The 13,890-nt window shown below is 63.6% G+C and carries 11 protein-coding genes; 4 read left to right on the top strand and 7 right to left on the bottom strand.

The features are described from left to right. Positions 1–50: 50 nt before the first annotated feature. Both C8K44_RS00520 and C8K44_RS00515 read left to right on the top strand, forming a co-directional pair. Positions 51–812: a FadR/GntR family transcriptional regulator gene (locus C8K44_RS00520; protein ID WP_109573797.1), complete on the top strand. Its 762-nt coding sequence runs from the start codon at positions 51–53 to the stop codon at positions 810–812. Next, positions 809–2,506 carry an AMP-binding protein gene (locus C8K44_RS00515; protein WP_109573796.1) on the top strand — a complete coding sequence of 566 codons (1,698 nt, stop codon included), beginning with the start codon at positions 809–811 and terminating at the stop codon, positions 2,504–2,506. The genes C8K44_RS00520 and C8K44_RS00515 overlap by 4 nt, the downstream gene beginning before the upstream one ends. Before the next feature lie 12 nt (positions 2,507–2,518). On the opposite strand, the gene C8K44_RS00510 is transcribed toward C8K44_RS00515, so the two are convergent. From C8K44_RS00510 to C8K44_RS00500, 3 genes are read right to left on the bottom strand one after another with little or no spacing between them, the layout of a single operon-like run. Beyond that, positions 2,519–3,328 (bottom strand): enoyl-CoA hydratase/isomerase family protein, encoded by an 810-nt coding sequence (locus tag C8K44_RS00510; protein ID WP_109573795.1) that lies wholly within the window; start codon positions 3,326–3,328, stop codon positions 2,519–2,521. Positions 3,329–3,342: 14 nt separating this feature from the next. Continuing rightward, entirely contained in the window at positions 3,343–4,335 is a 993-nt protein-coding gene (locus C8K44_RS00505) for an MDR family oxidoreductase (RefSeq protein ID WP_109573794.1), read from the bottom strand. Between the two features lie 38 nt (positions 4,336–4,373). Further along, positions 4,374–5,123 carry a FadR/GntR family transcriptional regulator gene (locus C8K44_RS00500; RefSeq protein ID WP_109573793.1) on the bottom strand — a complete coding sequence of 250 codons (750 nt, stop codon included), beginning with the start codon at positions 5,121–5,123 and terminating at the stop codon, positions 4,374–4,376. A 143-nt stretch (positions 5,124–5,266) separates the two neighbouring features. On the opposite strand from C8K44_RS00500, the gene C8K44_RS00495 reads away from it, so the two are divergent. Together C8K44_RS00495 and C8K44_RS00490 are read left to right on the top strand one after the other, a co-directional pair. After that, positions 5,267–6,682, top strand: coding sequence for an FAD-binding oxidoreductase (locus C8K44_RS00495; protein WP_109573792.1), 1,416 nt, complete (start codon positions 5,267–5,269; stop codon positions 6,680–6,682). Next, entirely contained in the window at positions 6,679–10,161 is a 3,483-nt protein-coding gene (locus C8K44_RS00490) for an indolepyruvate ferredoxin oxidoreductase family protein (protein ID WP_109573791.1), read from the top strand. Before C8K44_RS00495 ends, C8K44_RS00490 begins: the two co-directional genes overlap by 4 nt. Before the next feature lie 143 nt (positions 10,162–10,304). Here the strand turns inward: C8K44_RS00490 and C8K44_RS00485 are convergent, their stop codons facing one another. Genes C8K44_RS00485 through C8K44_RS00470 form a run of 4 tightly spaced genes read right to left on the bottom strand, consistent with a single transcriptional unit; the run spans position 10,305 to position 13,879 of the window. Continuing rightward, a complete protein-coding gene (locus C8K44_RS00485; protein ID WP_109573790.1) occupies positions 10,305–11,210 on the bottom strand; it encodes an ABC transporter ATP-binding protein in 906 nt (301 codons plus the stop codon). Further along, positions 11,207–12,010, bottom strand: a complete 804-nt coding sequence (locus tag C8K44_RS00480) for an ABC transporter ATP-binding protein (RefSeq protein ID WP_109573789.1) — start codon at positions 12,008–12,010, stop codon at positions 11,207–11,209. Before C8K44_RS00480 ends, C8K44_RS00485 begins: the two co-directional genes overlap by 4 nt. Then, entirely contained in the window at positions 12,007–12,897 is an 891-nt protein-coding gene (locus C8K44_RS00475) for an ABC transporter permease (RefSeq protein ID WP_109573788.1), read from the bottom strand. The genes C8K44_RS00480 and C8K44_RS00475 overlap by 4 nt, the downstream gene beginning before the upstream one ends. A gap of 1 nt (position 12,898) precedes the next feature. Further along, entirely contained in the window at positions 12,899–13,879 is a 981-nt protein-coding gene (locus tag C8K44_RS00470) for an ABC transporter permease (RefSeq protein WP_109573787.1), read from the bottom strand. Positions 13,880–13,890: the final 11 nt, after the last annotated feature.

The following is a 13,890-nucleotide window of genomic DNA, read 5'->3' as shown; positions in this document are numbered from 1 at the left end:
TTGTAATATTGAAATAATAAGAAGCGGCCAACGAGGGAGAGAATACGCGTATGGAGGACGCTAAGCAGGCAGTCCAGGTGACCAAGAGCCTGGCACATCAGATCGCGACGGCGCTCCAGCAGGAGATCGTGCAAGGCGCGCTCAGCGTCGAGGCGCGGCTGCCGTCGGAAGCCGAGATCGCACAGCGTTTCGGCGTCTCGCAGCCGACCGTGCGTGAAGCGCTCAAGATATTGGCGGCGAAGAAGCTGGTGCGGTCCAAGCGCGGGCCCAATGGCGGCGTCTTCGTCAACGCACCCTCGCTCACCGCGGCCAGCCAGATGCTGCAGGAGATGACGACCTGGTTTGTCGGGCTCGGCGTCTTCGGACTCAACGAGATCGTCGAGGCGCGCCTGCTGCTTGGCCGCACCTGCGTCCAGCTCGCCGCCGAACGCGCCACCGCCGAAGACCTGACCTCAATCGAAGCCACCCTGGAAGCCTTTGAACGCGACGGAATTTCCGACGAGGAATTTTGCCGGCTCGATGTTGCCTTCCATCACGCCATCGCCCAGGCCACCGGCAACAACGAATTGCGTTTCATCATGCTGGTGGTCAACGACTCGCTGATCCCGGCGACCAACATGATCTCCTTCCGCTTCCGCGAGCGCGGCCGCGTGGTGTCGCTGCATGCCGATATCCTGGAAGCGCTGCGCGACCGCGACGCCTCGGCCGCCACATCCGCCTTCGAGGAACTCATCGCCTATCAGTCGAGCGTCTACGAAAAGGCGCTGTCGGCACGGCAGGCCGATGCTGCCGAGAGGCAAGAAGCCCGATGAGTTTTCTGGTGGCCCCGGGCCAGGAGCTGGTTGAAGAGCAGCTCCCGGACGGGCGCCTCTTTTATCGCAGTTCGACACCCCTGCCCGGCGACTTGCCGGATATTTTTGAGCGACTTGTCAAATGGGCGGCTGAGCAGCCCGGCAGAACCCTGCTGACCGAACCCGGTGAGAGCACCAGGGTTTCCATCAGCTATGGCGCAGCACTTTTCCGTGCCCGCGGTATGCGGCAGGTGCTTGCCAGAGGCTACGGTCTTCGCAAGGGCGATTGCGTGGCGACCCTTGCCCCGGCGGGCATCGATGCGCTGGTGCTCAAGCTCGCCTGCCTTTCCGGTGGTTTCGTCCATACGGCACTTCCCCCCTTCCCTTTCCGCGGCGGTGTCGAAAATGAAGCGACAAGGCCATTTCTTGACGCCGCCAAACCCAAGCTGATTGTCGCGCCCGCGGGCCATCCGGCCATCGAAGGTATGAATGCTGTTTCGCTTGGCGAGCTGGTGCGCGAAAGCACGGGAAAAGCCGTACCGGCGCTGGACGAGCACGCCTCGCCAGACGACTGGGCGGCGATCTTCTTCACCTCGGGCAGCACCGGCGCACCGAAGGGCGTACCGATCACACGCGGCATGATCTCGTCCAACCAGGGCGCCATCGCCGCGATATGGCCGTTCGTGGCGGAAACGCCGCCCGTGCTTGTTGACTGGCTGCCCTGGCACCATGTCTTCGGCGGGCTCGACAACATCTTCAAAGTGATCTGGAACGGCGGCGGGATGCATGTCGATGCAGCCCCCAGCCCATCGACCATCGAGGCGAGCATTCGGATCATGGCGGAGGTTTCTCCCACCATGCATATCGCTGTGCCGCTTGGTTTGAAGCTACTGCTCGACTGGCTGGAAGGTGATGAGCCTGCCGCGCGCGCCTTCACCAGCAAGCTGCGGGCCATCTTCTTCGCCGGTGCGGGCATCGACGCCGAGCTCTGGCGGAGGCTCGTCACTTTCCGCGACAGCCATGGCGATTTTCAGATCCTGTCGGGCTACGGCGCGACGGAAGCCGCCTCGACAATCACCTTGTCGCCGGCACCGCTGGAGCGGCCGGGCGAGCTTGGCCATCCCCTGCCCGGCCATCGCATCGCTTTGTTCGACATCGACGGCCGTGCCGAGCTGCGTGTGTCTGGCCCCAACATTGCGCCCTGCTACCTCATCGAAGGCCGCAGGGTCGAGCTGCCCATGGACGAGCATGGCTTCTACCCCACCGGCGATGCGGCCGTGCTGCGCGAGCGGTCGGACGGCATTCCAGTGTTCGGTTTCGATGGCCGGCTTGCCGAAGACTTCAAGCTGTCGAGCGGGGTCAAGGTGCGCACCGGTCCGCTGCGCGCCGGCCTGATGGCGCAGTGCGCGCCGCTTGCCGACGACATCGTCATTTCAGGCGAGAACCGCGATCGCCTCGTGGCGCTGGTGTTTCCCTCGGCTGCGGGCAAGACCCTTGTCGATGAGCTCGGCGCGCGCATCGCTGGCTGGAACGCCGTTAACCCCGGCGGCTCGACCACGATTGCCCGTTTCGATCTCGCGATGACACCCGCCTGCCGCGCCAAGGGCGAACTTTCCGACAAGGGGCAGATCGTGCAGTCGCGTTACCTGCGCAACCATGCCGAACTGTTTGATGCCCTGCAGGCGGGTGGAGGTCAGGCGCCCAAGAGCGCCTGACGCGTCGCAAAATTAATCCAGATCGCGGAACGGCTTTTCGCGGATGTCGAGGAATTCCTTCAGCGAATACTCCTTGAGCAGACGCATCCAATAGCGCCCCTCTTCGGAGCCGTGCAGGATCGCGGTGGTCTCGCGATTGTAGGTCCAAGAGCTTTCCAGGCCGGCGGTTTGCTGCTGGTGGTTCAGCGCTGCCTTAGCGAACTTGATCGCCGCACCGGGCATGCGGGCGCATTTGCGCGCCAGTTTCTCGGCTTCGGCCTTCAGCTGGTCGCGCGGCACCGCCTTGTTGACGAGGTGGATGCGCGCGGCCTCGCGGCCGTCGATCAGGTCGCCGGTGTACATCAGGTGGCGCGCGTGGATCATCGGCACCGTCCAGGGCAGCATCAGCGTCGGAGGCGCCGAAACGTGGCGCACTTCGGGCTCGCCAAGCATGGCGTCTTCGGCGGCGATCGTCATGTCGCAGCACATCATCAGCTCCAATCCGCCGGCCAAGGCATAACCATTGACTGCGGCGATGATCGGGATCGGCGCTTCGCGGATGAACTTCATGCGGCGCATGTTGGCGCCAATGTCCTCGCGCCAGGCCTCGGTATCCATCTCGAAGTCTTCGCCGCCGAGGTCGAAGCCCGCGGTGAACGCCCGGCCCGCACCGGTGATGATCACCGCGCGGATTTCAGGATCCTTGACCGCGCGGGCGATGGCCGCCTCGAGGGCGTCACCAAGCTCCTGGTTCATGGCGTTCATCTTGTCGGGACGGTTGAGCGTCAAGGTGACGAACGCGTCCTCGGCGTCCTTTTGCCAAAGTACGACTTCGCTGGTCATGGTCTCGCCTCCCCTTACGCGATTTCGATGACGACGCGGCCGCGCACGGCACCCGCCAGGATGCGGTTGGCGAGCTCGGGCAGCTCGGACATCTTGTGGGTTTCGGTCATCGCCGAAAGCTTGGCGCGGTCGAGATGATCGGCCAGCGTCTGCCAGGCCTTCTGGCGCTTGGGCAGCGGCGCGTAGACCGAATCGACGCCGATCAGCGTCACGCTGCGCAGGATGTGCGGCATCACGGTTCCAGGCAGGTTGTGGCCGCCCGCTAGACCGCAGGCTGCGACGGCACCGCCATAGACGGTCTGGGCCAACGCATTGGCGAGCGTTGTCGAACCGACTGAATCCACGGCGCCGCTCCAGCGTTCCCTCTGCAGCGGCTTGACCTCACCGGCGAGTTCAGCACGGTCGAGGAAAGAGGTGGCCCCCAGCGAACTGAGATAGTCGTGCGTCTCAGCGCGGCCGGTCGAGGCAACGACCGTGTAGCCTTTTGAGGACAGCAGGCTGACCGCCGTCGAGCCGACGCCGCCGGCGGCACCAGTTACCAGCACCTCGCCTTTGCCGGGCTGGATAGTGCCCCAATTCTCAAGCGCGTCGACGCAAAGGGCTGCCGTGTAGCCGGCCGTGCCGATCGCCATGGCGTGTTCCATGGAAAACGTGTCGGGCAGGCGGATCAGCCATTCGGGCTTCAGCCGCTGGAAACGCGTATAGCCGCCCCACTCGGTTTCCGACATGCCCCAGCCATTGGCCACGACCTTGTCGCCGACCTTCCATGCCGGCGAGCGCGACTCGACCACGGTACCGGCGATGTCGATGCCGGCAACCATTGGCAGGCGGCGCGCGATGCGGCCCTTGCCGGAAACGGCGAGGCCATCCTTGTAGTTGAGGCTCGAATAGGCGACCTCGACGAGCACGTCATGGTCCGGCAGGTCGGCCTTGGTGATCTCGCGGAAGCCGGCGCGCGGCTTGCCGTCGACATCTTCCAGCATCAAAGCTGTGAAAGTCTCGCTCATGAAAGTCTCCAGGAAGTCATTGGGGTAAATCTTGCGCGTCAGCCTGATATGGCTTCGCGTTCGGCGCGCCGCGCCAGGCTGATCGCATAGCTGTCGCGAACATAGGTCAGGAGTTCGGAAAGCACAGAGGTCGCAGTTGCGGCATCTCGCGCTTCCAGTGCCGCCACGAGCCGCTCGTGGAAATTGGCCACAGTGCTGCGCTCGCGCACATGCGAAACGATCATGTTGGTGATCGGCATGAAGGCCTCGACCACGGTGTACATCATCAGGCTGAGCGGGCCGTTGCCCGCCGCTTTGACCACCGCGCGATGGAAACGAACGTCGGAGGCACAGAAATCTTCGTCGCTGAGCGATTTTGAACGCTGCAGCGCGATCTCGGTGCGCATCGCAGCAAGGTCTGTGTCGCTGCGGCGTTCGCAGGCGAGCCGGCAGCAGATCGCCTCGGTTTCCAGCCGCGCGCTGATGATCTCGTCGATGTCGAAGGCGCCGACGCCGACCAGGAGCGTTGCCGCCCCCGTAATCGCCGACGACAGCCCTTCTGGATCGGGGCGGCTGACAAAGGTGCCGCCGGTCGGGCCACGCTGCGAACGAATGAGGTTTTGGGCTGCGAGCCGCTTCAGCGCCTCGCGCACTGTGGGACGGGAGATGCCAAAGCTCTTCGCCAGGTCTTCTTCGGTCGGCAGGCGTTCGTCGATCTGCAGGCGACCGTCGAGAATGGCCGCGCGGATCTTGTCGGCGACCTGCCGGGCAACGCCTGTGCGCACCACGTCCTGATATTCGATCGGCATTCGTCCTCCGTCGGCGCCACCTGTAACGGCCGCGCCCGTCTCGACATGCGAATAAACAATATAGGTTTGACAAATATTGCAAGCGAAATAAGCTGACCCGAGACAGCGCCCGGAAATGGCTTCCTCCGGGCCATCCAGGCATCATGGCACGACCGAGCGATCAGGTTCTCTCCATTCTCAAGGCGCGGCTCGAAAAGGCGGCGATTCTGGCAGGCGATGCCGTCGATCCGCGCTACAGCGACGACCTTTCCGGCGAACCGGGCGCCCGGCCCGAACTAGTGCTGCGCCCGCGCAATACCCGCGAAGTCGCCGAGATCATCAACGCCTGCAACGCCGCCCGCTTGCCTTTGGTCGTCCAGGGCGGCCGCACCGGCCTGTCGGGCGGGGCGAGGGTGCTTGCGGGTGAGGCGGTTCTTTCGCTCGAACGCATGACCGCATTGGAAGACGTCGAACCGACCGCCGGTACCATCATCGCCGAGGCTGGCGTGCCCTTGCAGGTCGTTCAGGAAAAGGCCGACGCCGCGGGGCTGGTCTTCGGCGTAGATATCGGCGCCCGCGGCACCGCCACCATCGGCGGCAACATTGCCACCAATGCCGGCGGCATCCGCGTGCTGCGCTACGGCAATTTTCGCGCCCAGGTTCTGGGATTGGAAGCCGTACTTGCCGACGGCACCGTGCTCTCCTCGCTCAAGGGCCTCGCCAAGGACAATTCCGGCTACGATCTTAGTCAGCTTTTCATCGGCAGCGAAGGCACGCTCGGCGTCGTCACCCGCGCCTGCTTGAAGCTGCATCCCAAGCCGATCACCCAGTCCGCCGCCTTCTGTTCGCTGCCCTCGCTCGATGCCGCTTTCGGCTTGCTAAAATTCCTGCGTGGCCGGCTCGGCAATCTGCTTTCGGGTTTCGAGGTCATCCTGGCGCCACTGATGGGCGACATGGTCGCGGCCCTCGGGCTCACCGCTCCTGTTGCACTGTCGTCGCCCGTCTATGTGCTGACTGACATTCAGGGCATGACGCCGGGCGCCGACGAGGAAGCCTTCACCGTGGCGCTGTCGCAGGCGATCGAGGACGGGCTGGTCGAGGACGTCGTGCTGTCGCAGTCGGAGCGCGAGTTCCAGGCGCTGTGGATGTTGCGCGACGACTGCAACCGTTTCCTCTTCGCCGAGGGCGCGATGCTCAGCCTCGACGTCAGCCTGCCGCTGCCGCGCATGGGCGAATTCCTCGATCTGGCAAAGGCCGCCCAAGGCCGCGCCGATCCAGCAGCTCGGGACTATGTCTTCGGCCATCTCGGCGACGGCAATCTGCATTATGTCGTCCGTACCGACCGGCCCAACGAGGTTGCAAAAGCGGTGTTCGGCTCCGTTGCGCTAACAGGCGGCTCGATCTCGGCCGAACATGGCATCGGCCTCGACAAGAAGGCCTATCTGCATCTGACGCGTGACCCGGCCGAACTGGCCGCGATGCGGCGTCTCAAGGCAGCACTCGACCCCAACAACATCCTCAATCCGGGACGCATTTTCGATATGCCCCTGCCCCGCTCAACATCTGAGATACCAGCATGACCGTAGCGAAGTCCTTTGAAAATGGCGCCCGGCCGGTCGACATGCCCTCGGCGCTCGACGAGCGTTACACGCTCGAGCGCGGCCGGATCCTTGTCTCGGGCACGCAGGCTTTGGTGCGCTTGCCGATGGTGCAGCGCCAGCGCGACTTTGCGGCCGGGCTCAACACGGCAGGTTATGTCTCGGGCTATCGCGGCTCACCCTTAGCCGGCTTCGATCGCGAGATGGGCAGTGCCAAAAAATACCTGAAGGCCAGCCACATCGTCTTCCAGCCCGGCCTCAACGAGGACATGGCGGCGACCGCCGTGTGGGGTACGCAGCAGACCGGCATGTTCCCCGGCGCGCGTTACGACGGCGTTTTTTCCATGTGGTATGGCAAGGGTCCGGGCGTCGACCGCACCATGGATGTCATCCGCCACGCCAATGCGGTCGGCACCAGCCAGCATGGGGGCGTGCTTTTGCTCGTCGGCGACGATCACGGCGCGGTGTCTTCCACCCTTCCCCACCAGAGCGAGCACAATCTGATTTCGGCCATGGTGCCGCTGCTGTCGCCGGCCGGCGTCGGCGAATACATCGACTACGGCCTGCTCGGCTGGGCTATGAGTCGATATTCCGGCGCCTGGGTCGGCTTCAAGTGCCAGACTGAGATCGTCGAATGCTCGGCGACGGTCGATCTCGACCCGACGCGGCTCGAAATCATCGCGCCTGACCTGCCGCTTCCGGCAGATGGTCTTTCGATGCGTTGGCCTGATGGGCAACAGGCGATGGAGCGCCGTCTCGAAACCAAGCTCGCCGCCGTGCTGGCCTTCGCCCGGGCAAACCGTCTCGACCGCCAGCTCTGGTCCTCCTCCAAGGCCAGGTTCGGCATCGTCTCGACCGGCAAGTCCTGGCTCGACCTCAAGGGCGCCCTCTCGTTGCTCGGGATCGATGAGGCCCGCGCCGCCGAACTCGGCATCAAGCTTTACAAGGTTGGCATGGTCTGGCCGCTGGAGCCGCAAGGCCTGCGCGAATTCGCTGACGGCTTGGATCAGATCCTCGTCGTCGAGGAAAAGCGTCCCGTCATCGAGGAGCAGATCAAATCTCAGCTGTTCAACCTGCCCGGAGACCGCCGCCCGCTAGTGTTCGGCAAATCCGGACCGGACGGGGCGCCTCTCCTGTCCTCGATCGGCGAGATCGGCGCGCTGTCGGTGGCCCGCGCCATTGTGCAATGGCTCGGCACGAACGATGCAGGCCTCGCCGCGCGCGCAGCGCAGCTGCCAACAGTCGGGCTGCCTTCGCCCGCCGAGCCTGGCCTGCTCAGTCGCGAACCCTATTTCTGCTCGGGCTGCCCGCACTCCACTTCGACCGTCGTGCCCAAGGGCAGCCGCGCCTCCACCGGCATCGGCTGCCATATGATGGTGATCGGCATGGAGCGCGACACCTCGACCTTTACCCAGATGGGCGGCGAAGGCGGCTCTTGGATCGGGCTGTCGCCTTTCACCGACGAGAAGCACATCTTCGTCAACATGGGCGACGGCACCTATTTCCATTCAGGCCTCCTTGCCATCCGCGCCGGCATCGCCGCCAAGGTCAACGCCACCTACAAGATCCTCTACAACGACGCCGTCGCCATGACCGGCGGCCAGCGCCATGATGGCGAGCTGTCGGTGCCATCCATTGTCGGCCAGGTCCTGGCCGAAGGTGCCAAGCAGGTGGTTGTCGTTTCCGAGCGCCCTCAGCTTTTGGCCGGCCAGTTGCCGCGCTCGGTCAATGTGCGTCACCGCGACGAGCTCGACCAGGTCCAGCGTGAGCTGCGCGAGGTCGAGGGCGTTACCGTGCTCGTCTACGACCAGGTCTGCGCCGCCGAAAAGCGCCGCCGCCGAAAGCGTGGCACCTACCCCGTCTCGCCCAAGCGCGCCTTCATCAACGAACTGGTGTGCGAGGGCTGCGGCGACTGCTCGGCGGTGTCGAACTGCATCTCCATCGAGCCGCGCGAGACCGAGTTCGGCCGCAAGCGCGCCATCAACCAGTCGAGCTGCAACACCGACCTGTCCTGCACCAAGGGTTTTTGCCCGAGCTTCGTTACCATCGAAGGCGGACGCCTGCGCAAGCCGCGCGCCAAGGCCGCCGGCGGCGTCGATGCCGGCCTTGCCGAGCCCCACCGCGCTGCCCTTGATAATGAGCCCTACAGCGTGCTGCTCACCGGCATCGGCGGCACAGGTGTCATCACCGTAAGCGCCATCCTGTCACAGGCAGCTCATCTCGACGGCCTGTCGCTGGTGACGCTCGACCAGACCGGCCTCGCCCAGAAAAACGGCGCGGTGGTCTCGCACATCCGGCTCGCCCGGCAACCAGAGATGCTGAATGCCGCGCGCATCGGGCCCGGCGAAGCCGATCTGGTGCTCGGCTTTGATCTTGTGGTCGCAGCATCCCAGAACGCCATTGCCACGTTCGGCAAAGGCCGGACCAAGGCGGTGGTTGACGACCACTTCGCGCCGACCGCTTCCTTCGTCAAGGACACCACCATCGACTTCCGCGAAGGCGCCACCTTGCGCCGGTTGCGCAATGCCAGCGGCGAGGACGCGCTCACCACCTTGCCAGCCATGAAGCTTGCAACAGCGCTCTTTGGCGATGCGATAGCCGCCAACATGTTCCTGCTTGGCCATGCCTGGCAGAAGGGGCTTGTGCCTATCAGCCGCGAGGCGATCGAAAAGGCCATAGACCTTAACGGTGCTGGTGTCGCCATGAACCGCGCCGCCTTCGCCTGGGGCCGGCGCTCCGCCGAGGATATGGATCATGTGCGCCGTCAGGCGGGTGTCGTTCCTGCCCCGGCATCGGAGGCTACGCTGGATGAGGTCGTTGCACGACGCGCAGCATTTCTCACCGGCTACCAGAACCCTGCCTATGCCCAGCGCTATCGCGCGCTGGTCGACAAGGCGCGGCATGCCGAGGCGACTGCCGTGCCCGGCCAGGAGGTCTTCGCTAGTGCCGTTGCCAAATCCGCTTTCAAACTGATGGCCTACAAGGATGAATACGAGGTGGCGCGGCTGCATCGCGATCCGGCGTTCAGGCAGAAGCTCGCCGAGCAGTTCGAAGGCGGCTTCAAGCTGCAGTACAATCTGGCCCCGCCGATGCTGACCCGCAACGATCCACGAACTGGCCATCCGGCCAAGATCGCGATCGCCAGCCGTTGGATCGAGCCGGCCTTCGCCGTGCTCGCGCGCCTCAAAGGCTTGCGCGGCACGCGTTTTGATCCGTTCGGCCGCACCGCCGAGCGCAAGATGGAGCGGCGCCTGATCGTGGATTATTTCGGGCTCATCGAAGCGCTGGTTGCCCAGCTTACGCGTGACAACCTCTCAGCCGCCTCTGAACTCGCCCGCCTTCCAGAAGAAGTTCGCGGTTATGGCCATGTGAAACTTGCGTCTATCGCGCGTTTCGAAAAGCGCAAGGCGGAACTGCTCGCGACCTTTTCGCAAAGCGCCTCGGTGGGGCAGGCGGCCTGAACTATCCAGCGTGTCAACGCGCTGAATCGATCGAGGTTGGTCGGTTGTGAAATCGCCGCGGACGATCGGCCCCAGTGCGGGCTATGATTTCCAGTCAACGGACGTTTGCAAGGGGGGAGCCGGCTATCGAAGGTTCGACGACCCTACCCCACACTTGCCAAGGCAAAGTGCCTCTCGCCAACCGTTAAGACCTTGCGCCCGTCCATCGCGGCGGCACGACGTACGGCATCGGCCTCCTTTGGATCTAGCCGCGAGGATGCGTCCGAGAACCGGCGCTCCGGATCGGGCACGGCAGACAGCAAAAGCCTGGTATAAGGATGCTGGGGGTTGTCGATCACCGAACCGCAATCGCCCCATTCGACGATCTGGCCGCTATACATGACGGCGATGTCCTCAGCCACGTATCGCGCGGTTGCGATGTCGTGGGTGATATAAAGCATGCCCAGATTGCGGGTCGTTTTCATCTCGTTGAGCAGGTTGAGGACACCGAGGCGCACCGAGACGTCGAGCATCGATGTCGGCTCGTCGGCTACCAGCACCTGCGGCTGGGCCGATAGCGCACGCGCGATATTGACGCGCTGGCGCTGCCCGCCTGAAAGCTCGTGGGGATATTTCGGCGCAACGAGTGCTGGATCGAGCTTCACTGTCGCCAGTTGCTTTTCCACCTCTGCATCGAGATCCTTGGCGGTGACGTCAGGACGATGCAGGCTGAGCGTACGCTTGAGATGGTAGGCGATGGTGTGCACGGGGTTGAGCGAAGCGAACGGGTCCTGAAAGATCATCTGGACCGCACGCCGGTAGGCGGCGAGGTCGCGCCCGCGGCGCCCTTCCGTCGGTTCTCCCTTGAACAGCACCTTTCCGGCGCTCGGCAGATATTCCAGCATCGCCATGCGCGCACAGGTCGTCTTGCCGCTACCCGACTCGCCGACGATAGCCAGCGCCCGGCCGCTGTCGAGCGAGAAACTGACCGATCGCGCGGCGTGAACGGCATAGGTCCCGCTGCCAAAGGATTTGCTGACATTGTCAAAACGCAGAAGCAGTTCGCTCATCCCAACAAGCCTCCCTTGAGCGATGGGAACGAGGCCCAGAGTTTCCTGGTGTAGTCGTGCTGCGGCCTGCGGAATATCTCGTCCGACCGGCCCTGCTCGACAAGCTTGCCGGAGAGCATGACGCCGATGCGGTCGCAGAATTGCACCATCAGGCCGAGATCATGGGTAATGAACAGGACAGAGAAACCCATCTGGCGCCGCAACTCGTCGATGCGCTGCAGGATCTCGCGCTGAACCACAACGTCGAGTGCCGTGGTCGGCTCGTCCATGATCACCAGCTTCGGATTCAATGCCATGCAAATGGCAATGACGATGCGTTGACGCATACCGCCGGAGAACTGATGCGGGTAATCACGCATACGCTCCGGCTTGATGTCCACCAGCTTCAACATCTCGGCGGTGCGCTCGCGCGCTTCCTTGCGCGAACAGCGATTGTGGGTGGCGAGCACGTCATGAAACTGGTCTTCGATGCGCAGTACCGGGTTGAGTGAATTCATGGCGCTCTGAAACACCATCGCCACCTCGCGCCATCGGAAATCACGCAGGGCCTTGTTGTCGAGGGCAAGAACGTCGCGGCCAGCCAGCCGGATCTCGCTGCCCTTGCGGATCAGTGCGGGCGGTATGTGCAAGCGGCTGACGGCGAATGCGACCGTGCTCTTGCCGCAGCCGGATTCACCCGCCAGTCCAAACACTTCGCCAGGGGCAACGTCGAACGACACCTGGTCGACGGCGCGGAAGTTCTTCTCCGCGCCGATGTAGTCGATCGTAAGGTCCTTCACCGAGAGCAATGAATCGCTCAAAGCCGTCCCTCCCCTGCCTTGACGAGGCTTGCCCAGCGACCGAGGTTGCTGCCTGTCCGCAACCGCGGATTGGCGATTTCGTCGACGGCGAAATTGAGTAGCGACAGGCCGATGCCGAGCAGCGCAAGCGCGATACAGGGCGCGAGGATGTCCCACCAAGCGCCGACCGACAGTGCAGACGCTTTCTGCGCATTGTAGAGCATGGTGCCCCACGAAATGACGTTGGGGTCGCCGAGACCGAGGAACTCAAGCGTCGCCTCGGTGATGACGGCGAAGATCACGCTGCCAATGAAGTTGATGCCGACGATGGAGAGAACGTTTGGGAAAATCTCGAACGCCATGATGCGCCATTGCGGCTCGCCCATCATCTCGGCCGCCTTCACGAAATCGCGCTGCTTGACCGAAAGTGTTTCAGCCCGCGTGACACGCGCGCCCCAGGCCCACGAGGTGATGCCGAGGATGAAGGCAATCACCATCGGCCCGGCCTGGCCGACGAAGGCGGCGATGACCAGTAGCAGGGGCAGGTTGGGCACCACTAGGACCATGTTGGTGAAGAAGCTGATGACCTCGTCGGTCTTGCCGCCGCGATAGCCGGCGATGATGCCAAGTGCGGTGCCAACGACGGTAATCAGCAAGCCGGCGGCGAAACCCACGGCCAACGAGGTGCGCGCACCGTAGATCAGCCTGGCCCAGACGTCCTGTCCGAGGCGGGTCGTCCCGAGAATGTGGTCGGCCGACGGCGGCTGGTGCGGACGGCCGGTGCGGGCGGCCGGATTGTACTCAGTCAGGAGCGGCGCAAAGATCGCGATCAGGACGATAATCAGCACGATCGTCAGGCCTATCAGCGCTTTCCGGTTGTGCCTCAGGCCAGTGAGAAGTTGAACCATGTCAGCCACTCCCCTTCAGGCGTGGATCGAGCAGGACGTAGGTCACGTCGACGATGAAATTGGCGACAAGCATCGCGGCCGTCATGACAAGCAATTGCCCCTGGATAACGGGGTAATCGCGGGCAAGGATCGCCTGATAGAGCGTGTTGCCCAGCCCCGGATAGTTGAAGACGACTTCTGTCACCAGCGAACCGCCGAGTACCGTGCCCAACGCGATGGCGAGGCTCGAGACAGCCGGCAGCAGCGCGTTGCGCGCGGCGTACAACACCATCACACGCCGATCGGACAAGCCCTTCGCCCGCGCCATGACGACATAGTCCTGGCCAAGAAGGTTGATCATGTTGTTGCGCATCGTCACGGTGAAACCGCCGGTCAAAACGAAGCACAGCGTGATCATCGGCAGGAGCGCATGGTGGAGAACGCTACCCACGAATTGCAGGCTGAATGCGGGGTCGAGCGCCGGATCGTGCGCATAGCCGGTCGGAAACCAGCCAAAGGTGAAGCCGAAAAAATAGAGCGCGACCAGCGACGTGACGACGGCCGGGATCGAGGTGGCGAAGATCGAACAGACGGAGATAATGACATCGAGCCGTGTGCCGCGCCGCCAGGCCGCCAGCATGCCAAGGAAGCTGCCCAGGAAGAAGCTGATGATCGTCGCAGTGCCGACCAAACCCACGGTCCAGACCAGCGCCCGGCCGAGAAGCTCGGTCACCGGCAGCGGGAAATATTTCACCGACATGCCCAGATCGCCTGTGAAGATGCTGGCGAGGTAGGTCAGGTACTGCTTCCAGATGGGACCATCGACAAAGCCGAAGGTAAGCTTCAGCGCCGCAAGGCTCTCTGGTGGCAATTCGCTTGCAGCACTGGAAAACATCAAGGCCACCGGATCGCCCGGCATCATGCGCGGCAAGAAGAAATTGATCGTCGCCGCCGCAATGAATGCGGCAAGGTAGAACAACGTCCGGCGAAGAAGAAAAGGCATCGGCGCGCATT

It is taken from the genome of Aminobacter sp. AP02 (genome assembly GCF_003148805.1).
Classification (GTDB): Bacteria; Pseudomonadota; Alphaproteobacteria; order Rhizobiales; family Rhizobiaceae; genus Aminobacter.
Note: the sequence above shows the minus strand (reverse complement) of the source record. Positions and strands in the feature narration are given on the sequence as shown.

Excerpts from the sequence above, each read along its gene's own strand:
- C8K44_RS00520 (WP_109573797.1), top strand. The coding sequence starts at position 51 with ATGGAGGACGCTAAGCAGGCAGTCCAGGTGACCAAGAGCCTGGCACAT.
- C8K44_RS00500 (WP_109573793.1), bottom strand. The coding sequence starts at position 5,123 with ATGCCGATCGAATATCAGGACGTGGTGCGCACAGGCGTTGCCCGGCAG.
- C8K44_RS00495 (WP_109573792.1), top strand. The coding sequence starts at position 5,267 with ATGGCACGACCGAGCGATCAGGTTCTCTCCATTCTCAAGGCGCGGCTC.
- C8K44_RS00515 (WP_109573796.1), top strand. The coding sequence starts at position 809 with ATGAGTTTTCTGGTGGCCCCGGGCCAGGAGCTGGTTGAAGAGCAGCTC.
- C8K44_RS00485 (WP_109573790.1), bottom strand. The coding sequence starts at position 11,210 with ATGAGCGAACTGCTTCTGCGTTTTGACAATGTCAGCAAATCCTTTGGC.
- C8K44_RS00510 (WP_109573795.1), bottom strand. The coding sequence starts at position 3,328 with ATGACCAGCGAAGTCGTACTTTGGCAAAAGGACGCCGAGGACGCGTTC.
- C8K44_RS00490 (WP_109573791.1), top strand. The coding sequence starts at position 6,679 with ATGACCGTAGCGAAGTCCTTTGAAAATGGCGCCCGGCCGGTCGACATG.
- C8K44_RS00470 (WP_109573787.1), bottom strand. The coding sequence starts at position 13,879 with ATGCCTTTTCTTCTTCGCCGGACGTTGTTCTACCTTGCCGCATTCATT.
- C8K44_RS00475 (WP_109573788.1), bottom strand. The coding sequence starts at position 12,897 with ATGGTTCAACTTCTCACTGGCCTGAGGCACAACCGGAAAGCGCTGATA.
- C8K44_RS00505 (WP_109573794.1), bottom strand. The coding sequence starts at position 4,335 with ATGAGCGAGACTTTCACAGCTTTGATGCTGGAAGATGTCGACGGCAAG.